The organism is Flavobacterium sp. CAN_S2, assembly GCF_015752255.1.
GTDB lineage: Bacteria > Bacteroidota > Bacteroidia > Flavobacteriales > Flavobacteriaceae > Flavobacterium.
On record NZ_JADOVA010000001.1, the window covers coordinates 209,532 to 230,651 of the forward strand.

General features: G+C 33.0%; 17 protein-coding genes. 14 read left to right on the forward strand and 3 right to left on the reverse strand.

The window, feature by feature from the left end:
• Positions 1-27: 27 nt before the first annotated feature.
• Positions 28-540: a hypothetical protein gene (locus tag IWX80_RS00905; RefSeq protein WP_196851783.1), complete on the forward strand. Its 513-nt coding sequence runs from the start codon at positions 28-30 to the stop codon at positions 538-540.
• Positions 541-568: 28 nt separating this feature from the next.
• Here the strand turns inward: IWX80_RS00905 and IWX80_RS00910 are convergent, their stop codons facing one another.
• On the reverse strand, positions 569-2,947 hold the full coding sequence (locus IWX80_RS00910) for a hybrid sensor histidine kinase/response regulator (RefSeq protein ID WP_196851784.1): 2,379 nt from the start codon (positions 2,945-2,947) through the stop codon (positions 569-571).
• 181 nt (positions 2,948-3,128) lie between these two features.
• On the opposite strand from IWX80_RS00910, the gene IWX80_RS00915 reads away from it, so the two are divergent.
• The 5 genes from IWX80_RS00915 to IWX80_RS00935 all read left to right on the forward strand — a co-directional run bounded on the left by IWX80_RS00915 (position 3,129) and on the right by IWX80_RS00935 (position 9,898).
• Positions 3,129-4,637, forward strand: coding sequence for an FMN-binding glutamate synthase family protein (locus IWX80_RS00915; protein WP_196851785.1), 1,509 nt, complete (start codon positions 3,129-3,131; stop codon positions 4,635-4,637).
• 1,224 nt (positions 4,638-5,861) lie between these two features.
• Entirely contained in the window at positions 5,862-6,440 is a 579-nt protein-coding gene (locus IWX80_RS00920) for a non-canonical purine NTP diphosphatase (protein ID WP_196851786.1), read from the forward strand.
• Positions 6,441-6,641: 201 nt separating this feature from the next.
• The gene (locus IWX80_RS00925; protein WP_196851787.1) at positions 6,642-8,585 is read left to right on the forward strand and encodes a DEAD/DEAH box helicase; all 1,944 of its coding nucleotides are present in this window, start codon (positions 6,642-6,644) and stop codon (positions 8,583-8,585) included.
• Between the two features lie 88 nt (positions 8,586-8,673).
• A complete protein-coding gene (locus tag IWX80_RS00930; RefSeq protein ID WP_196851788.1) occupies positions 8,674-9,441 on the forward strand; it encodes a carboxypeptidase-like regulatory domain-containing protein in 768 nt (255 codons plus the stop codon).
• A 118-nt stretch (positions 9,442-9,559) separates the two neighbouring features.
• Positions 9,560-9,898 carry a DHCW motif cupin fold protein gene (locus tag IWX80_RS00935; RefSeq protein ID WP_196851789.1) on the forward strand — a complete coding sequence of 113 codons (339 nt, stop codon included), beginning with the start codon at positions 9,560-9,562 and terminating at the stop codon, positions 9,896-9,898.
• A 284-nt stretch (positions 9,899-10,182) separates the two neighbouring features.
• On the opposite strand, the gene IWX80_RS00940 is transcribed toward IWX80_RS00935, so the two are convergent.
• Positions 10,183-11,646 (reverse strand): aminoacyl-histidine dipeptidase, encoded by a 1,464-nt coding sequence (locus IWX80_RS00940; protein ID WP_196851790.1) that lies wholly within the window; start codon positions 11,644-11,646, stop codon positions 10,183-10,185.
• 109 nt (positions 11,647-11,755) lie between these two features.
• Here IWX80_RS00940 and IWX80_RS00945 point away from each other — a divergent pair, with 109 nt between their 5' ends.
• Complete coding sequence (locus tag IWX80_RS00945; protein ID WP_196851791.1) at positions 11,756-12,817, forward strand: DUF3810 domain-containing protein; 1,062 nt, start codon at positions 11,756-11,758, stop codon at positions 12,815-12,817.
• 60 nt (positions 12,818-12,877) lie between these two features.
• Here IWX80_RS00945 and IWX80_RS00950 read toward each other — a convergent pair whose 3' ends face one another.
• Positions 12,878-14,182 (reverse strand): NAD(P)/FAD-dependent oxidoreductase, encoded by a 1,305-nt coding sequence (locus tag IWX80_RS00950; protein ID WP_196851792.1) that lies wholly within the window; start codon positions 14,180-14,182, stop codon positions 12,878-12,880.
• A gap of 355 nt (positions 14,183-14,537) precedes the next feature.
• Here IWX80_RS00950 and IWX80_RS00955 point away from each other — a divergent pair, with 355 nt between their 5' ends.
• The 7 genes from IWX80_RS00955 to IWX80_RS00985 all read left to right on the forward strand — a co-directional run bounded on the left by IWX80_RS00955 (position 14,538) and on the right by IWX80_RS00985 (position 21,117).
• Complete coding sequence (locus IWX80_RS00955; protein WP_091171887.1) at positions 14,538-15,041, forward strand: RNA polymerase sigma factor; 504 nt, start codon at positions 14,538-14,540, stop codon at positions 15,039-15,041.
• The gene (locus tag IWX80_RS00960) at positions 15,038-15,670 is read left to right on the forward strand and encodes a hypothetical protein (RefSeq protein ID WP_196851793.1); all 633 of its coding nucleotides are present in this window, start codon (positions 15,038-15,040) and stop codon (positions 15,668-15,670) included. The genes IWX80_RS00955 and IWX80_RS00960 overlap by 4 nt, the downstream gene beginning before the upstream one ends.
• Before the next feature lie 236 nt (positions 15,671-15,906).
• Positions 15,907-17,853 (forward strand): threonine--tRNA ligase, encoded by a 1,947-nt coding sequence (gene thrS, locus IWX80_RS00965; protein WP_196851794.1) that lies wholly within the window; start codon positions 15,907-15,909, stop codon positions 17,851-17,853.
• A gap of 16 nt (positions 17,854-17,869) precedes the next feature.
• Positions 17,870-18,427 (forward strand): translation initiation factor IF-3, encoded by a 558-nt coding sequence (gene infC, locus IWX80_RS00970; RefSeq protein WP_379852977.1) that lies wholly within the window; start codon positions 17,870-17,872, stop codon positions 18,425-18,427.
• A gap of 106 nt (positions 18,428-18,533) precedes the next feature.
• Positions 18,534-18,731, forward strand: coding sequence for a 50S ribosomal protein L35 (gene rpmI / locus IWX80_RS00975; protein ID WP_022827375.1), 198 nt, complete (start codon positions 18,534-18,536; stop codon positions 18,729-18,731).
• 172 nt (positions 18,732-18,903) lie between these two features.
• Positions 18,904-19,248 carry a 50S ribosomal protein L20 gene (gene rplT / locus IWX80_RS00980; protein WP_035633036.1) on the forward strand — a complete coding sequence of 115 codons (345 nt, stop codon included), beginning with the start codon at positions 18,904-18,906 and terminating at the stop codon, positions 19,246-19,248.
• Positions 19,249-19,494: 246 nt separating this feature from the next.
• On the forward strand, positions 19,495-21,117 hold the full coding sequence (locus IWX80_RS00985; protein WP_196851795.1) for a tetratricopeptide repeat-containing sensor histidine kinase: 1,623 nt from the start codon (positions 19,495-19,497) through the stop codon (positions 21,115-21,117).
• Positions 21,118-21,120: the final 3 nt, after the last annotated feature.

The window sequence follows — 21,120 nt, forward strand, 5'->3', positions numbered from 1 at the left end:
CTTAAAACAAGGATTTAAAAAATACAAATGGACAACGAAATTTTATTTAGCGAAAGACAACGTTTTAAGCAGTGGTGGGTTTGGATAATTTTAATTGGAATAAACGCACTATTTCTTTTTGGAGTTTACAAACAACTCATCAACGGTCAGCAGTTTGGTGATAAACCAATGAGCGCCACGGGACTACTACTCACGGCAGGATTAACAGTATTAATTACATTGCTTTTTGCTAGTTTTCGGCTTGACACGATTATCAAAAAAGATGGGATTTACGTTCGTTTTTTTCCGTTTCATTTAAGTTTCAAAAAGTATACTTGGAATACAATTTCAAAATCATTCGTCAGACAATATGCTGCAATCTCAGAATACGGTGGCTGGGGCATCCGATTTAATTTGTTTGGCAATGGAAAAGCCTACAATGTTTCCGGCAACAAAGGACTCCAACTTGAATTTAACAACAACGAAAAATTGCTAATAGGAACCTGCAAACCGGCAGAATTAACGCAGACATTAAATACGTTAGGTCAATTAAAACAATAAATTTTTTGAAAAATTACACTTGGAAACTCTAAACTAATTTTTTCACTATTTCATATAGAGTTTCTTTCTTAATTGGTTTAGACAAATAATCATTCATCCCAATTTCTTTGACACGATTTTTAGTCGTTTCCATAACATCAGCAGTAACTGCAATAATAGGAATGTTAGTATTTTGTGCGCCAGCTTCACCTTTTCTAATGGCAATTGTCGCTTCGTAACCATCCATAATGGGCATTTGCAAGTCCATTAATACGATATCAAATTGATTTATTTTCATTGCTTCTAATGCTTCTTGACCATTATTAACATATATAACGCTGGTATTCAACCATTTTTTGGTAATCATTTTTATCACCATTTGGTTGATTGGATTGTCTTCAACTACTAAAATAGATTTTCCTTCTAAATCGTAAATAACCGGTTTAGCCAGCTCAATTTTTTTCTTCTCCGCTGATATATCAAAATCAATTGTAATAACGCAAGTTGTTCCTTCATTGAGATTACTTTCCATTTCAATGGTTCCGTTTTGCATATCGACCAAAGTTTTTACGATGTAAAGCCCTAATCCAAGTCCGCCAAATTTTCGTTTATTATCAATATTATTCTGAGAAAAAGAATCGAAAATACGCTCCATTTTGTCTTTTGAAATTCCAACACCCGAATCCGAAACTGTCAAAATTAAACTGGCTTTATTGTTAGGTTTAAGTTCACTATCAATATTAAACTTTACAAATCCTGTCGAAGTGAATTTAATGGCATTATTCAACACATTATTAATAATCTGATGAAGTCGTACAACGTCCCCAATTAAAAAATCTGGAATTGCATCTGATTTGGAAAACTCAAATTTCAATCCTTTTTCTTTAGCAATATTGGTGGCATTATTCTTTAAATTTTCCAAAACGCGTTCAGGATCAAATTGTTTTTTTTCCAATTTTAATTCTCCTTTCTCAATTTTAGAAAAGTCCAAGATATCATTCACAGAACTCAATAAACTATGAGACGAATATTTTATGATTTGGCAATTTTTTCTGATTTTATCATCCTGAACTTCATTAGAAATAGAATCAATTAAATTCATAATTGCGTTCAGTGGCGTTCGTAATTCATGACTGATATTAGACAAAAAATAGGATTTTAATTCATTCATTTCCTGTGATCGGATTAAAGCCAGACGATTAAGTTCATCTTTCTCATTTTTCAAATTTCTAATTAAATTAGACATCGAAAGTGAAAGAAAGATAACTTCTAAACCTGTTCCTATTTTAGAACTGTTTTGTGTGAAAAAATTGTTAGGCAATAATCCAAAATTATATAAAATAAATATTCCGAATCCTATAATTAGAAATGAAATACCCGCAGTAAAAAAAGAATCAACTGGCTTTTTTTTGTAATAAAGGTATATTATCGTGTAAACAATCAACAGCAAAAACACTAGTGTAAGCACATTGATTGATATATAAGAAAACAGCAAAATTGATGGGATAAAAATGATGCAAAACAGTAAGAAAAATAATAACACGTAAGCTATATTAAACAGCAGATAAATTTTCTTACTGTTTACTTTAACTTTTAAATACAGTTCGCTGTATTTACCCGACAAAAAGACAGCAATTATTGCAATAAATAATACGCTGTGGTTCGAAAACCATCCCGCAAATGGTGTAACATATTTATAGAAAAAACCATCTAAAGCAAATTGCAATAAACCTACAAATAAAACATACAAACTATAATATAAAAATATCCTTTCCTTTAAGGCAAAAAAGAAGAAAAAATAGATAATTGAAGTAATCAATAAAATGCCATAAAAAATTCCAAAAAACAATTGTTCCTTCGAAATGATTTGAATGAATTTTTGTGATGTATAAAGCATTACAGGAATTTTTATTACTTCACCATCGCTTTTGAGATGCAGAAATAATTGCAAATTGGCTTTTGGAGCTATTTTAATTTTAAAAATATTTTTGCGATTATCAAAACTACGTTTAGAATAATCCAGATTATCACCACTAATCTTAGTTGTTATTTTACCTGAAACAACATCAACGATATACAATTCTACAATATCTGTTATTGGCCTGGCCGTTTCCAGATAATAATTCATTCTTAAGTTCGTAGGATTCTGTATTTGTGTTTTCGACCAAAAATTATTTTGAGTAAAACCTAAATCATCATTATCCGTTTGAAGTTTTCTAGGATTTAAGGTGTTGTAATTTGCAATAACATACTTTATATCCAAACTTCTTTGCCCTACATCTGCAATTTTGGTGTAGTTGTGTAAAGAAATTTCTTGAGGTATTGCATCGGTTTTAAATACATATTGTGAATAAGTGCTTGAAAAAAACAGGATAAAAAATAATAATTTCAAAGGAGCACAAATCTGTTTACATATTTTATGATTCATGTTTAATAATTTATGATTAAGCAAAATATATACGGTAAAAAAAAATCTTTGGTTTTAGAAACAGCTTCCAAATTAAAAATTATTTTTTTGGTGAATTAAAACAATTACTTTTAAATAACAGTGACAAAAGTCCAAAATATTTAATAATAATAGTATTTTACGGGCTGAAACAACTTTTACAATGAGACAAAAATTTTTCTTTATCGGAATATCCGCACTACTTACTACAGCTGTCATTTATTTCTTTTTCCAAAAAGGGCTGCTGCTAATGCTGCTATTGATTTTGCTATTAGTTGTTGGTTTTGCCAATACTATGCAGCACAAACATGCTATTTTAAGAAATTTTCCTGTTTTAGGTTATTTCAGGTATCTATTTGAAATGATAGCGCCTGAGATTCAACAATATTTCATAGAACGCTCCACTGACGGCAAACCTTTTTCAAGAAACGAACGTTCCCTTGTATATCAAAGAGCCAAAAATATTGATTCGACAACACCGTTTGGAACACAACTTAATCTGAATGACCCACATTATGAAGGAATAAAACATTCTATTTTCCCGGCAACAGTCAATGAAGAACTTCCTCGTGTTATAATTGGCGGACCAGATTGTACCCAACCATACTCAGCCTCGTTATTAAACATTTCGGCAATGAGTTTTGGTTCATTAAGCGAAAATGCAATAGTAGCACTCAACAAAGGTGCTCAACAAGGAAAATTCTATCACAATACCGGAGAAGGAGGACTAACTGAATTCCATCAACAAGGAGGTGATATATGCTGGCAAATAGGGACAGGATATTTTGGTTGTCGTGATGACAGGGGTGGTTTTGATGGAGGAAGATTTGCTGAAAAAGCTAATCTACCAGAAGTAAAAATGATAGAAATCAAGTTATCACAAGGTGCAAAACCAGGTCACGGAGGTGTTTTGCCTGCTGCAAAAAACACAATGCAAATTGCTAAAATAAGAGGTGTTTTACCTCATACAACAATTCTTTCGCCACCAAGTCATTCGGCTTTTCAAGACATTAAAGGTTTAATTGATTTCATAGCAACATTACGTAAGTTATCTAATGGAAAGCCAATTGGTTTTAAATTATGCATTGGAGAGACTCGGGAATTCGAAATGATTTGCCAAGAAATGATTATGCAAAACTGCTATCCCGATTTTATCACTATTGATGGTGCCGAAGGAGGAACAGGCGCTGCACCATTAGAATTTGCTGATGGCGTAGGAATGCCATTAGAACCAGGACTTATTTTTGTAAATAAAACGTTAGTCCGTTTTGGAATTAGGGACAAAATCCGCATTATTAGCAGTGGCAAAATCATCTCAGGATATTCAATACTAAGAGCAGTTGCTCTAGGTGCTGACATTTGTAACAGTGCGCGTGGTTTTATGTTTTCTTTGGGTTGTATCCAAGCCTTGCGATGCAACAATAATGAATGTCCTACGGGAGTTGCAACGCAAAATAAAATGCTGATGAAAGGATTAGTGGTGACTGATAAAGCGGAACGCGTTTTTCATTTTCACAAAAATACTTTACATTCTGCCAATGAACTTCTTGCAGCCGCAGGCAAAAAAAGCTTCGATGAAGTAGATATCAATATTTTTATGCGCGGGGATGAATTTACTCATTTATCTGATTTATATTTTCCTGATAACTTAAAAAGTGTCACCAAACATTAAACTTAATCCCAAAAAAAAGGAGGACTTTTACAGCCCTCCAATTGTTGATTCTGATTTACCATTATCAACTCATACTTTTATGTATAGCTGATTATTGAATGACCGGATCTTATTGCAAGATGGATAACTCAAGTAATTAATCAAAACCACATATAAATTTAAGATTTTAAAATACATAAATAATTAAAAATCAATATTTTAACACGTAATTAACGTATTACTATCAGTTTCTATATAAAGAGGAAATTTTAATTTAAACAATAAAAAAAAGGAGGACCTTGAGAGTCCTCCAATTGTCGATTCTGATTTACCAATACTAACTCATACCGTTACTGATAGAGTCAATTATGAGTTATCAATCTCATTATAAGATTAACATCCCAAGTAATTAATCAGAATCACATTCAAATATACAACTATTTTTAATTAAACTAATTGAAAATCAATATTTTAACTTTTATTTAAATTATTAAATTAATGTTTTTTTTGTTTCCTTTATTTGATTTTGAAAATTTGATTTTGAAAAGAAATCTGAAAACATAGCTTTTTAAACTGTTTCAATAAAAATTTAATATGAGAATGTTATTTAGGGTAATAAACAAAAAAAGGAGGCCTTTTTAAAGGGCCTCCAGATATGGACTTTGGTTTGTTGTTATCGGTATATATCTTTCGACACTACTAACTATTAAATACTCTTCTCTTTGCAGATGGATATATTCAACAATAAACCAAAACCATACCCAAAGATACAACTATTTTTAAACATAAAAAACTAACGCACAGTAGTCTAACTAATTATTAACATACTGATTTTTAATTACATAGAAGCTTTTTAACCACTGTGTATTTTCTAAAACTGTTTCAGAAAATATTTTGCAAAAAAAGGAGGTCTCATAAAAGACCTCCAATTGTTAGTTTCGATTTACCATTATCAACGCTACCGTTCAGTATAATTGAGTATCTGAATATTATCACCACAAACTGGTAAATTATTCAAGTGATCAATCAAAACCACATTCAAAGATACAATTATAAAACATTTAAATTACTGAATATCAATATTTTAACTAAAATTTAATATGTTCATTTAAACGTAATTCTTCTCATTTTGAGAAACTTACCCCTTCAACACCTTGCAAAATATATAATCGCATAAATAAAAAATTGTTTGGCACTATCCTTAATTAGCAGAAAATGTATATTTGAAAATTAAAACTAAAAAAAATGCAAATCGTTTTCGCTTCTAATAATAAAAATAAAATCCACGAGTTACAAAGCATCCTTCCTGAATCTATCACCATTGTTAGCTTAGAGAGCATTGGCTGTTTTGAAGATATTCCAGAAACAGCTGACACTATTGAAGGCAATGCTATCCAAAAAGCAAATTATGTTACGCAAAAATACGGATTTGATTGTTTTGCTGATGACACAGGACTTGAAGTGGTTGCTTTGAATGGTGAACCAGGAGTTTTCTCCGCACGTTATGCTGGCGAACAACGCAATGCAGATGATAATATGAATAAATTATTAGTTAATCTATCCGTTAAAAATAATAGAGCAGCCCAATTTAAAACCGTGATTGCGTTAAATTTAAAAGGAGAGCAACATCTTTTTACAGGAATTGCAAAAGGTGAGATTACTTTGGAAAAAATTGGAACTCAAGGTTTTGGCTACGATCCTATTTTTCAGCCAGAAGGATTTACTGAAACATTCGCCCAATTATCATTAGACGTAAAAAATAAAATAAGTCATAGAGGAAAGGCAACACAAGAATTGATCGCTTTTTTGAAAAAGTCTAAATAATGATTGAATACAACATTTTATAACAAAAAATTATATTTCAAGTCATAATTTCACACACAATTGCCTAATCCGGAACCTGAAATTTGTAATTAAAAATATAACTTTCTGATAATCAAATTATAATAAATCATTAAATCTTAAAATAGCATTAGTTTATATGAATTATAAACAGTAATTTTGCACCCTATTTTAAAAATACATATGAATAAATTTGAACAATTAGGATTGAGTGAATCGTTACTGAAGGCGATTTTAGATCTAGGATTTGAAAATCCGACCGAAGTACAGGAGAAAGCGATTCCCCTATTATTGGAAAAAGATACAGATATGGTTGCGTTGGCTCAGACAGGGACAGGGAAAACGGCAGCTTTTGGTTTTCCAGTTATTCAGAAAATTGATGTCAACAACAGAAACACACAGGCATTAATTTTATCTCCAACACGCGAACTTTGTTTGCAGATTACCAACGAAATTAAAAACTACTCTAAATACGAAAAAGGTATTAATGTGGTAGCAGTTTACGGTGGAGCTAGCATTACAGAACAAGCGAGAGACATAAAGAGAGGCGCGCAAATTATTGTGGCAACTCCAGGAAGAATGCAAGACATGATTAATAGAGGTTTGGTAAACATTTCTCAAATCAACTATTGTATTCTTGACGAAGCTGACGAAATGTTGAACATGGGTTTCTACGAAGATATCGTAAACATCCTTTCTACTACGCCAGACGAAAAAAACACATGGTTATTCTCTGCAACAATGCCTGCTGAAGTAGCACGTATTGGAAAACAATTCATGACTGACCCAATTGAAATTACAGTTGGAGCTAAAAATTCAGGTTCTGCTACCGTTTCTCACGAATTTTACCTTGTAAATGCACGTGACCGTTACGAAGCTTTGAAACGTTTAGCTGATTCTAACCCAGACATTTTCTCAGTAGTTTTTTGCCGTACCAAAAGAGATACGCAAGCTGTTGCTGAAAAACTGGTTGAAGATGGATATAGCGCTGCCGCATTGCACGGAGATTTATCTCAAGCGCAACGTGATGGTGTAATGAAATCTTTTAGAGGAAGACAAATTCAAATGCTTGTAGCGACTGACGTAGCTGCTCGTGGAATTGACGTTGATAACATTACTCACGTAGTAAACTATCAATTACCTGACGAAATCGAAACGTACAATCACCGTTCAGGTCGTACTGGTCGTGCTGGAAAATTAGGTACATCTATTGTAATTGTAACTAAAAGTGAATTGCGTAAGATTTCTTCAATTGAAAGAATCATCAAGCAAAAATTTGAAGAAAAAACAATCCCATCTGGAATTGAAATCTGCGAAATCCAATTATTACACTTAGCAACTAAAATTAAAGATACGGAAGTTGATCATGAAATTGACACTTACCTTCCTGCAATTAATAGCGTACTTGAAGATTTATCTAAAGAAGAATTAATCAAGAAAATGGTATCGGTTGAATTTAACCGTTTTATCAATTACTACAAGAAAACAAGAGATATTTCTAATCAATCTTCAGGTTCTGAAAGACGTGAGCGTGACGATAGAGATGGTGCTCCAAGAGAAAATAACAATGGTGGTGCAACAAGATATTTTGTGAACATAGGTTCAAGAGATAACTTTGATTGGATGTCATTGAAAGATTACTTGAAAGAAACATTAGACTTAGGTCGTGATGACGTTTTCAAAGTAGATGTAAAAGAAGGTTTCTCTTTCTTTAACACTGATCCTGAGCATACTGATAAAGTAATGGAAATATTGAACAACGTACAATTAGAAGGACGTAGAATCAATGTTGAAATTTCTAAAAACGATGGTGGCGGAAGACGTGACCATAACGGAAGAAGTTCTGGTGGAAGTTTTGGTGGCGGAAGAAGTTCAGCTCCAAGAAGAGAAGGTAGTTTTGCACCAAGAAGAGAAGGTTCTGGTGGAGGTGGTTTCAGAAGCGACAGAAATTCAGCTCCTAGAGAAGGTGGATTTGGTGGAAGAAGCGATTCTAGAAGTGCTGCTCCAAGAAGAGAAGGTGGTTTTTCATCTGACAGACCTAGAACTGAAGGTTCGTCTGATAGAGCACCTAGACGTTCTGAAAGCTTTGGTGATTCACCAAGACCAAGAAGACCAAGAAGAGACTAACATTCATTGTTAATTTTCTTATAATTATATACTGGAACTACAAAATATTTAATCCTGTTTTATTACTTTTAAAGTCTTAAATCAGTTTATGAAATATTTTGTAGTTTTCTTTTTTTTAGTACTGTCCGTAAGCGCTTTTGCGCAAGTTAAAGAAGCCTCCCAAAAAGTTGATGGTATCATCATCAGCAATACTACCAGACAACCTTTATCTAGCGTAAATATCATTAACATCAATAAAGTTAGAGGTGCGACAACCGATTCAGGAGGATTTTTTGAGATAGACGTTCAAGTAAACGACACACTTCACATCACTAGTCTGGGATTTCAATCCCTTCGCGTTAGGGTAACTAATGATTGGATCAAAAATAAAAGCACTAAAATACAACTTACCGAAAAAGCTATTGCATTAGAAGAAGTCGTAATAAGACCATTTAATCTTACCGGATATCTTGAAGTAGATACCAAAATTATTCCCGTAAAAGAAAACTATCGTTACAGTATTTCAGGTTTAACACAAGGATATGAAGCGGGTGAATATTCTCCAAATGCCTTTGGAAGAGTTCTTGGTTCTATCTTTAATCCAGCGGATATGTTGTATAACTTCTTTGGAAACAATCCAAAAGAGCTCAAAAAACTCAAAGAAATGAAGAAAGATGATACGGTGCGTAATCTTCTGGAATCAAAATTTGACAGAGAAACTATAGCCGTACTTTTAGGTATTGACAAAAATGAAATCCCAGAAATTCTTCAACGTTGCAACTACTCGGAATCATTTATAAAAACAGCCAACGACTTACAGATTATGGACGCTATCAGCGGCTGTTATGAAGAATATAAAGTTTTAAAGAAAAAATAAAATCTATTTTTAAGATTTACAAATTAAAAAATTCCTCAATTCTAAAAGAAATTGGGGAATTTTATTTTGGAGTGATACCATTTAAATCAAAATTTCAACAATTTAAAAAGTAAAATATATGTCTAATATACCTTTTCAAACTATTGATTGGGATTCAATAGAAAAAACCGAACATATCGGCACAACAGGAATTGCGCATTGGCAAACAAAACAATTAGATGGACTTAGAATTCGCAAAGTAACGTATTCCAAAGGGTATCTAGCAGACCACTGGTGTCAGAAAGGCCATATTGTACATTGTCTTGAAGGAGATTTTATTAGTGAATTAGAATCTGGAGAAAAAGTTCTACTTTCTAAAGGAATGACTTATATAGTCTCAGACAATGAAAGTTCGCATCGGTCTATAGAAGCTAATGGCGTTGAATTATTAATCATCGATGGGGATTTTTTAAAATAATATTTAAAACAAATCAAAAATATTATATACATTTACCTGAATCAAGAATTAAAAACATAACCTAAATATCTATATCATGGCAAAAAGTCAAGACGCAAAAAAAACTGCGAAAAAAGAGCCTTTGAAAACGGCTAAAGAAAAGAAAGAAGAAAAGAGAGACAAGAAGAACGCTCCGAAAAGAGACTAATAATTAATGGTCAGTGTTCAGTTTAAAAAGAAGTGTTCAGTTATAAATACTGACTCCTAAACAACTGAACACTGACCATTTTTTCAATAACTGAATACTATTTCACCGGAATATTCGCTAAAATTTCCAACACAAATTTCCAGAATTTCTGAGAAGAAGAAATACTAGCTCTTTCATCAGGGGAATGTGCACCGTGAATCGTTGGTCCAAAAGAAATCATATCCATATCTGGATAATTAGTTCCTAGAATTCCACATTCTAATCCTGCGTGACACGCAACTACTTTTGGTTTTTCACCGTTTTGTTTTTCGTAAATTGGAACTAAAACATCCAAGATCTCTGATTCTGAATTTGGTGTCCAACCAGGATATGAACCTGAAAATTCCACTTCACAACCCATTAATTCAAAAGCAGATCGCAACGCATTAGCCAAATCAAATTTAGATGTTTCAACAGAAGACCGCGTTAAACATTGTACTGAAAGTTGTCCGTCTCCAACAATTACTTTGGCAATGTTATTTGATGTTTCTACTAAATCGTCAAAATCAGCACTCATTCTGTATACTCCGTTGTGAGCAGTATACATCGATCTTACAAAGTAAAACTGAGCAATTGTAGGCATTACTTTATCAGGAGTTGCCTCCATTTTCTCAAAAACAACTTCTAAATTTGGTTCCGTTGTTTTAAACTCTGTTTTGATTTCATTTACAATTTGCTGCATGTCAAAAACGAAAGCTTCATCATACACTTCTGCAATAATTACTTTTGCCTGACTTTCACGAGGAATCGCATTACGTAAACTTCCTCCTTTTATTTCAGAAATCTGCAAACCAAAATTATCAAAACCATCAAACAATAATCGGTTCATTATTTTATTGGCGTTACCCAAACCTTTGTGAATATCCATTCCAGAATGTCCACCTTTCAATCCTTTTACGGTAATCGTATATCCTACTGATCCTTCCGGAGTTCCTTCTTCATCATACTCAGCAGAAGCCGTCACATCAATTCCTCCAGCACAACCAATGTCGATTTCATCATCTTCTTCAGTATCCATATTCAAAAGGATTTGACCTTGCAAAATACCTCCTTTTAAGTTCAACGCTCCTGTCATTCCTGTTTCTTCGTCAATGGTAAACAAAGCTTCAATAGCAGGATGCGGAATATCAGTACTTTCTAAAATTGCCATGATAGCCGCAACTCCAAGACCGTTATCAGCACCAAGAGTGGTTCCGCGAGCACGTACCCAATCCCCATCTACATACATATCGATTCCTTGTGTATCAAAATCAAAAACGGTATCCGAATTTTTTTGATGCACCATATCCAAATGTCCTTGAAGCACGATTGCTTTTCGGTTTTCCATTCCAGCAGTTGCCGGTTTGCGGATGATTACGTTGCGAATTTCATCTTCGAAAGTCTCTAATCCAAGGCTTTCGCCAAAGTTTTTCATGAACGCAATCACACGCTCTTCTTTTTTAGAAGGGCGAGGTACAGCATTCAAATCGGCAAACTTGTTCCAAAGAGCTTTTGGTTCCAGATTTCTTATTTCCTGACTCATTTATTTTTGTTTGAGGTTTAACATTTACAAGTCCCAAAGTTACAAAGTTTAAATTCGGTATGATAGTAATTGATATTGTAATTATATTTACATTTCCAAAATTCAAACATTGAAAACAAAATATTTCCTTTCCTCCTTCCTATTAATCCAAATTCTGCTTTTGCAAATAATTCCCTTTTACCCGGAACAGATAGAAGACTGGTACAGCAATGGTTTTTATCCGATACTTTCGTTGTTTTCAAGAAGTGTTTTGGGTGGAATTCCTTTTTCTGTGGGTGACTTTCTCTATTTCATTCTTATTTTATTTATTTTAAAATGGATTTGGAACAAACGAAAAACTTGGAAATCCGAATGGAAAGACACTATTTTGAGTATACTGAGTTTTGTTTCTGTTTTTTACTTTTTGTTCCATGTCCTTTGGGCGCTAAATTATTACCGTGAACCGCTTTTTGAAAAAATGGAAATTCAAAAAGACTATTCGGATGCTGATTTATTGGCTTTCACTAAAAAAATAATTGCTAAAACCAATGATGTTCATTACCAAATCACAAAAAACGACAGCTTGAAAGTGGCATTTCCTTATTCACAAGAACAGGTTTTTGAAATGAGTCTGAATGGATACAAAAACTTATCTGTTGAACATCCTTATTTCTCCTATTCAAAGCTAAGCACCAAGAAATCACTGATTAGTTTGCCTTTGACCTATATGGGTTTTGGAGGTTATCTCAATCCGTTTACCAATGAAGCGCAGGTTAATTATTTGGGTCCAATGTACAGTTTCTCTATGACCACGAATCATGAAATGGCGCATCAGATGGGTTACGCAAGTGAAAGTGAATGCAACTTTATTGGGTTTTTAGCTTCTGTAAAAAATGATGATTTATACATTCAATATTCAGGTTACAGCATGGCTTTACGCTATTGTTTAGGGAATTGGCAAGCACGAGACGAGGCTATTTTTAAAGAATTATTAAAAACTGTAAATCCCGGTATTTTGAAAAATTATAAAGAAAGTGAACATTTCTGGAAGCAATACGAAACGATTATCGACAAAGGTTTCCATGCTTTTTACGACCAATTCCTGAAAGTAAACCAACAAAAAGACGGCATGGAAGGCTACAGCAAATTTGTGAATTTGATGGTGAATTATTACAAAGAAAAAGAGTTATAAATGATGAGTCATGAACAAGACCTTAAAACTTATCATTCATAACTCATAACTCATCATTTTCTATACTTCATCACTCGTAAAAGTAGTGAAACTTTTCTTTTTGTAAGGTCTAATGATTAATCTTCCTTCCCGATCAAAACGGATGTAATTGTAGACCCAATTCAGGAATACGACGGCTTTATTTTTGAATCCAATAAGGGAAAACAAGTGTACAAACATCCAGACAAACCAAGCGAAAACGCCACTGAAATGGTATTTTGGCAAATCGACAACCGCTTTATTTCTTCCTATGGTTGCCATCGAGCCTTTGTCGTTGTATTCGAAAGCTTCCATGGAATTGTTTTCAATTAATTTTATTAAGTTTTCACCCAATAATTCCCCTTGCTGCATGGCGGGTTGCGCCATCATGGGATGTCCTTGGGGATAAGTTTCGGATTCCATGGAAGCAATATCGCCTACTGCAAAAATGTTTTCATAACCCGCTACTTGATTAAATTCATTGACACGTATACGTTCTACTTTTTCAACCAAAGATTTTGCATCCAATCCCGCAACAATTGCTCCTTGAACACCTGCTGTCCAGATTACGGTGGCTGTTTCAAAGGTTAAATCGGAATTTGTGGTTATCGTGCGACCATCGTAATTAGTTACTCGGACGTTTTTCCAGATTTTCACACCCAAACTCGTTAGAAATTTTTCGGCAGCTTGAGAGGATTTCTCACTCATCGTATTCAGTATTCTATCGCCACTTTGAATCAAGTTGATTTCCATTTTGGCAATATCAAGATCGGGATAATCTTTTTGCAGAATCGCTTTTTTCATTTCGGCCAAAGCTCCTGCAAGCTCTACTCCTGTTGGTCCGCCACCTACAAGTACAAAATTGATAAGGCTATTTTGTTCGGCCACATCAATGGTTAAAACGGCTTGCTCAAAATTTTCGAGAATCAGACTTCTAATATTCAGCGATTGCGGTATGGTTTTCATGGCCATACTGTTGCGCTCGATTTCTTTGTTGCCAAAATAATTCGTTTTGGAACCCGTGGCAATCACCAGATAATCATAACTCAATTCACCAATTTCAGTGATAATTTTTTGATTTTTAGTGTCTATTTCCTGAACGTTGGTGAGCCTAAAATAAACGTCATCGTATTCCTGAATTACTTTTCGGATGGGATATGCTATGGAACCGGCTTCAAGACCGCCTGTAGCAACTTGATATAATAAAGGTTGGAAAGTATGGTAATTGTGTTTGTCTAGAAGAACAACTTGAACTTTTTTATTTTTTAGTTTTTTGGCTAATGCGATTCCCGCGAAACCTCCGCCAATTATTACTATTCTGGGTAAAGTTGAATTTGGAATGTTCATGTTTTTATAAAAAAGATTCAAAGTTGCTAAGAATCAAAGATACAAAGTTTTCTATTGTTGAATTTCATCAAATAGTATCGAAATTATTGTTTTCTTTGGAAATGATCTTCTAAAAAATAAACGTGTAAATTAGCCCCGATGGTAATGGAAATCCTTTCTAGTCCTGAACTTGTTTCAGGATCCTGAAACAAGTTCAGGACTAGAAAGATTGCAATGTACAGCGGGACGAGTCTTAATTATGAAATGATTAGTGTTGTGCTCCTGATTGCTTCGTACCTAGCAATGACAAGTTTGAGAAGTATTATTTTATTCCTTAATTTGTAACAAAAACCATTTTTGACTTACTAACGTATATATGAGTGATAATCTAGAACATTCTTTTGTTAAGCAGTTGCAGGAAAATCAGAATATAATCCACAAGATTTGTAGGTTGTATACTAACGGCGACGATGCTCACAAGGATTTGTTTCAGGAAATTACGATTCAGTTGTGGAAGGCTTTTCCAAAATTCAGGGGTGACAGCAAATTTTCTACTTGGGCATATCGAGTCGCATTAAATACGGCGATTACTTTGTACCGAAAAACAAAAAGATCCATAAATACTATCGAATTTGAAGGACGACAACATTTCCTGAATGATGTGGAATATGATTATGAAGAAGAGGAACAATTAAAATTAATGTACAAAGCGGTTTACCAGTTGAATGATATTGAAAAGGCGTTGATATTTATGTATCTGGAAGATAAGGATTACCAGGAAATATCAGAAACACTGGGAATTAGCGAAGTAAATGCAAGGGTGAAAATGAATAGAATAAAAGGAAAATTAAAGAAAATATTAAATCCATTAGGAATATGAAAGAGCTGGATTTATTAAAAAAAGACTGGCAGAAGAGTGATAACTCTTTTGAGCAGGTATCGGAAATCGAGATTTATAAAATGATTCATAAAAAATCATCTTCGATTGTGAAATGGATTTTGATTATAAGCATTTTGGAGGTATTGTTATGGACCTGTCTTAGCGTTTGCTTTGACTCTAATGAGTATTTAGAAAAAATAAAACATGCAGAATTAATTGGCTATTTTGAAGTCTTAAACTACTTTAACTACGCTGTTATTTTGATTTTTATTTATTTGTTTTACAAAAACTATATTCTAATTTCGACCACAGCATCAACCAAGCAATTGATGCAAGACATCCTCAAAACCCGGAAAACGGTTCAATATTATGTTTGGTATAATTTAGCGATGCTTGTTTTTAGTTTGATCATTGGTTTTATAATTGCTTTTGCTTATAATCCTGAAATGGATACTTTGAAAAATCAAATTAATGGCAACAGTAAAGTTATGGCTATAACCATAGCCGTCTTAAGTATTTTTAGCATTGCATTATTCGGTTTATTATGGCTGTTTTACAGAGTATTATACGGCACTTTATTGCGTAAATTATATGCCAATTATAAAGAATTAAAGAAAATCGATTTATAAAAACTCGTTCTTTTTCCTAAAAAAAGGAACTACTTGACACCTTGCATTTGAAACAAGAAAGATTATTTAATCTATTTTCAGATTATGTTTGGCGCATAATTGACCAAAAATATTTTTTAATACGGCACTGATTCTTACAAACCCTTTAGATTATTAGTTTTAGACTAACAAACCTTACATATATATTGTTTGTGTTTTTGTAATGGTCTATATTTGCATTCTTAAAATATCAAACAATGATTAAGATTACTTTGCCCGACGGGTCAATTAGAGAGTTTGCTCCTGAAGTAACTCCGATGGATGTTGCAAAAAACATCAGTGAAGGATTTGCCAGAAATGTGATTTCTGCATCTTTTAATGGTACAACTATTGAAACAACTACTCCTTTGACGACGGACGGAAATCTTACTTTATATACCTGGAATGATGCTGATGGAAAGAAAGCTTTCTGGCATTCGACTTCACATGTTATGGCACAAGTTCTTGAAGAAATGTATCCTGGGATTAAATTAACACTTGGACCAGCTATTTCTAATGGATTTTATTACGATGTAGATTTTGAAGATCATAAAATCACCGATGCTGATTTCAAAAAAATTGAAGACAGAGTTCTTGAAATATCAAGAGGAAAACATGAGTTTAAATTACGTCCAGTTTCTAAAGCTGATGCATTAGAATTATACAAAGACAACGTTTACAAAACCGAATTAATTTCGAATCTTGAGGACGGAACGATTACTTTTTGTGATCATTCTACTTTCACTGACTTATGTCGTGGTGGCCATATTCCTAACACAGGAATAATCAAAGCCATGAAAGTTATGAGTGTGGCCGGAGCCTACTGGCGTGGTGACGAAAAAAACAAACAATTGACTCGTGTTTACGGAACATCATTCCCAAAACAAAAAGAACTTACAGAATACTTAGAGTTACTGGAAGAAGCAAAACGTCGCGACCATAGAAAATTAGGTAAAGAACTGGAGCTTTTTGCTTTCTCACAAAAAGTAGGAGCTGGTTTACCATTGTGGTTACCAAAAGGTGCTGCATTAAGAGATCGTCTTGAGCAATTTTTGAAAAAAGCACAAAAGAAAGCGGGTTACGAGCAAGTAGTTACGCCACATATTGGTCAGAAAGAATTGTATGTAACTTCTGGACATTATGCAAAATACGGTGCCGATAGCTTCCAACCGATAAACACTCCCGCTGAAGGAGAAGAGTTTTTGTTGAAACCTATGAACTGTCCGCATCACTGTGAAATTTACAACGTAAGACCTTGGTCCTACAAAGATTTACCAAAACGCTATGCTGAATTTGGAACGGTTTACAGATACGAACAAAGTGGTGAATTACACGGTTTAACTCGTGTAAGAGGTTTTACTCAGGATGATGCACACATTTTTTGTACTCCTGAACAACTGGATGAAGAGTTCAAAAAAGTAATTGACTTGGTACTTTATGTATTTGGTTCATTAGGATTTGAAAACTTTACAGCTCAAATTTCATTGAGAGATAAGGAAAATCGTGATAAGTACATTGGTACAGATGAAAACTGGGAAAAAGCTGAAAATGCAATTATCAATGCCGCTGCCGATAAAGGTTTAAATACTGTAGTTGAATATGGTGAAGCAGCTTTTTATGGTCCAAAATTGGATTTCATGGTAAAAGATGCTTTGGGAAGACAATGGCAATTAGGAACGATTCAGGTAGATTATAACTTGCCGGAACGATTTGATTTGACATACAAAGGATCTGACAATGAACTGCACAGACCGGTCATGATTCACCGTGCCCCTTTTGGATCTATGGAACGTTTTATAGCTATATTATTAGAGCACACAGCAGGAAATTTCCCACTTTGGTTAATTCCTGAACAAGCTATAATATTGTCTTTGAGCGAGAAATATGAAATATATGCGAAAAAAGTTTTAGATTTGCTAGAAAATCACGAAATTCGCGCCCTAATCGACAATAGAAACGAGACAATCGGGAAGAAAATTAGAGATGCCGAAATGCAAAAAACACCGTTTATGTTGATTGTAGGTGAGGAAGAAGAGAAAAATGGTACGATCTCTATCCGTCGTCATGGACAAGAAGGAAAAGGAAATATCACCGTTACAATAGAAGAATTTGTTGCTATTGTAAACGAAGAAATCAGCAAAACATTAAAAGTATTTACAGTTTAACTTAAATTATAAAGTCATAGCAATAAGAAGCAACAGAGGTTATCAACCTCGCGTAGAAAAAAAGGATGCACACAGAATAAATAACCTTATTCGTGGTGTACAAGAAGTAAGACTTGTAGGTGAAAATATCGAACCTGGAGTTTTTAAACTTTCGGAAGCTTTACGATTAGCGGATCAATTTGAACTGGATTTAGTAGAAATTTCTCCTAATGCAGAACCTCCAGTTTGTAAAATAATGGATTACAAAAAATTTGTTTACGAGCAAAAGAAACGTGATAAAATCCTAAAGGCGAAATCTACGCAAGTAGTCGTTAAGGAAATTCGTTTTGGACCTCAAACAGATGAGCATGATTATGAGTTTAAAAGAAAGAATGCTGAAAAATTCTTAAAAGAAGGCGCGAAACTAAAAGCGTTCGTATTCTTTAAAGGGCGTTCAATCATTTACAAAGATCAAGGTCAAATCTTATTATTAAGATTAGCAACAGATCTTGAAGAATTTGGTAAAGTAGAAGCGATGCCAGTTCTGGAAGGAAAGAGAATGATTATGTTCATTGCTCCGAAGAAGAAAAAATAGTATTCAGTTTACAGTGCTCAGTGAACAGTTTTATAACTTTAAACCTGAAACTTTAAACTTGAAATAAAGATAAGTAAGTAAGAATAAATTAAAATACTAGGAAAAAATGCCTAAAATGAAAACCAAATCTAGCGCCAAGAAACGTTTTAAAGTTACTGGTTCTGGAAAGATTAAAAGAAAGCATGCTTTTAAAAGTCATATCTTGACTAAAAAATCTAAAAAACGTAAATTAGCTTTGACACATTCAGCGCTAGTTCACAAAACAGATATGAAAAGCATCAAACAACAATTAAGAATTATTTAATTAAGTCTTAAAGTTGCAAAGTCAAAGGTCTTAAAGACTTTCGGCATTCAACTTTAAATACTTTTGACTAAATAGTCTTTAGGTTAAAACAATTTAAAAATAACCTTGGAGTATGGCCATTAAGTGCTTTTGATTAAATTCAAGCCGCCTGCTACAAAAAAACAATAAAATTATGCCAAGATCGGTAAATTCAGTTGCTAAAAGAGCAAGAAGAAAAAAAATAATGAAGCAAGCCAAAGGTTTCTTTGGTAGACGTAAAAACGTTTGGACAGTTGCTAAGAATGCGGTAGAGAAAGCAATGTGCTACGCTTACCGTGATAGAAAGGTGAACAAAAGAAATTTCCGTGCATTATGGATTCAACGTATCAACGCTGGAGCTAGATTGGAAGGAATGTCTTATTCACAATTCATGGGTAAAGTAAAAGCTAACGGAATCGAATTGAACCGTAAAGTTCTTGCAGATTTAGCAATGAATCACCCAGAAGCTTTCAAAGCAGTACTTAATAAAGTAAAATAAACGTTTTATCAACTCAATTTAGATTACTTACTTATATAAAAACCTCAATCGAAAGATTGGGGTTTTTTGTTTTAAAGGCCATTTAAAAATTAATAAATTATAGCAATCCACTAAACACTGTTTTAATATTAATTTCAGTAATTTCGCGCAATGATGATTAGAAAATTACAGATCCCGGTTTACATTTTAATTTTAATGCTAAGTTTTTTTCTACAGTGTTGTGAGAAAAAAAGCCTGGATAGTAACATGAAACAGCATAATACAATTGAAATCGATAAACTTCTAAATTTAGCTGATAAATATTTTGAAAAATCAGAATATGACAGTTCATATTACTACTTTAATAAAGCAAAATCAGCTTGTGACACTACAACCGATGTATCAAAAATTATATACTCAATATCAAATCTAGCTACTATTCAACAAAATTTAGGAGATTATTCGGGGAGCGAAACTACAGCTATGGAAGCAATGCCCATTTTACAAAGAACCTCAAATCCTAAATACAAGTGGAATATTTACACTATATTAGGAATCAATTATTTAAACACTAATAATGCAAAATATGCTTTATTTTATTTTAATAAAGCCTTAAATTTAAAGACAGATGAATCTAGAAAGATAGGGTCTACCAATAATATTGCATTAGTGTATATTGAAAATGAAGATTATTATAAAGCAATAAAAATACTTTCCACTTTAAAATTAAACGAAGAGGTGAGAAATGATTGGGAAACCTATTCAGATATAATAAATAACCTAGGTTATTGTTATAGCAAAATAGGAAGTACAAAAGCAATTGTTTACTTAAACAAATCTTTAAATATAAATTTAAAGAAAAAAAATGACTGGGGTTTGATTTCAAGTTATTATAATCTTGCATCGTTTCATACTAAAAATAATCTAGCACTAAGCAATAATTATGCAAAAATAGCATATAAAAAAGCTACAAAACTAAAGAGTGTGGATTCAAGACTAGGCTGTTTAAAACTATTAATACAAAATACGTCAGGCGATGAACTAAAAAAATATTCTCTCACATATCTTAATATTAATGACAGTATTACTAAAGTCCGACAAAAGGCCAAAAATCAATTTGCTAAAATAAAATACGATTTTAAGAAAGAGAAAGATGAAAATATAAAATTAAAAATTCAGCAAGCAAATCAACAAAAACAACAAGTACATAGAGATCAATTTGTATATTTTGCTTTAGTAATTCTTATTTTGTTGAGCGTCATTATTGCAAATTATCTTGCGGCCAAAAATAAACGAGAAAAAATTAAAGCATCTTACAACACCGAAACTCGGATATCTAAAAAACTTCATGACGAATTGGCCAATGATGTTTATCAAACTATGGCTTTCGCCGAAACTCAAGATCTATCAACTACTCAAAATAAAGAAATTTTAATTTCCAGTTTAGACACCATTTATACTCGTACCAGAAACATTTCAAGAGAAAATAGCAACATCGATACCGGACTCGCATTTATATCTCATTTAAAAGATATGATGTCCGGTTTTAATACACAAATGGTCAATGTACTTATAAATGGTGTGGATACGATAAAGTGGACTGCGTTAGAAAACCATAAAAAAATCATTGTGTATCGGGTAGTTCAAGAATTACTGGTGAACATGAAAAAACATAGTAAATGCAGTTTAGTAGTATTAACTTTCAAAAAAAATGAAAATAAATTACAAATTGATTACACTGATAACGGGGTTGGAATAGGAAATTCTGAATTAATTTCTAAAAATGGGCTACTCAATGTGGAAAACCGTATTCATGCTGTAAAAGGAACTATTACTTTTGACACTAAATCCAATAAAGGATTTAGAGTAAGTTTAGATTTCCCAATATAACCT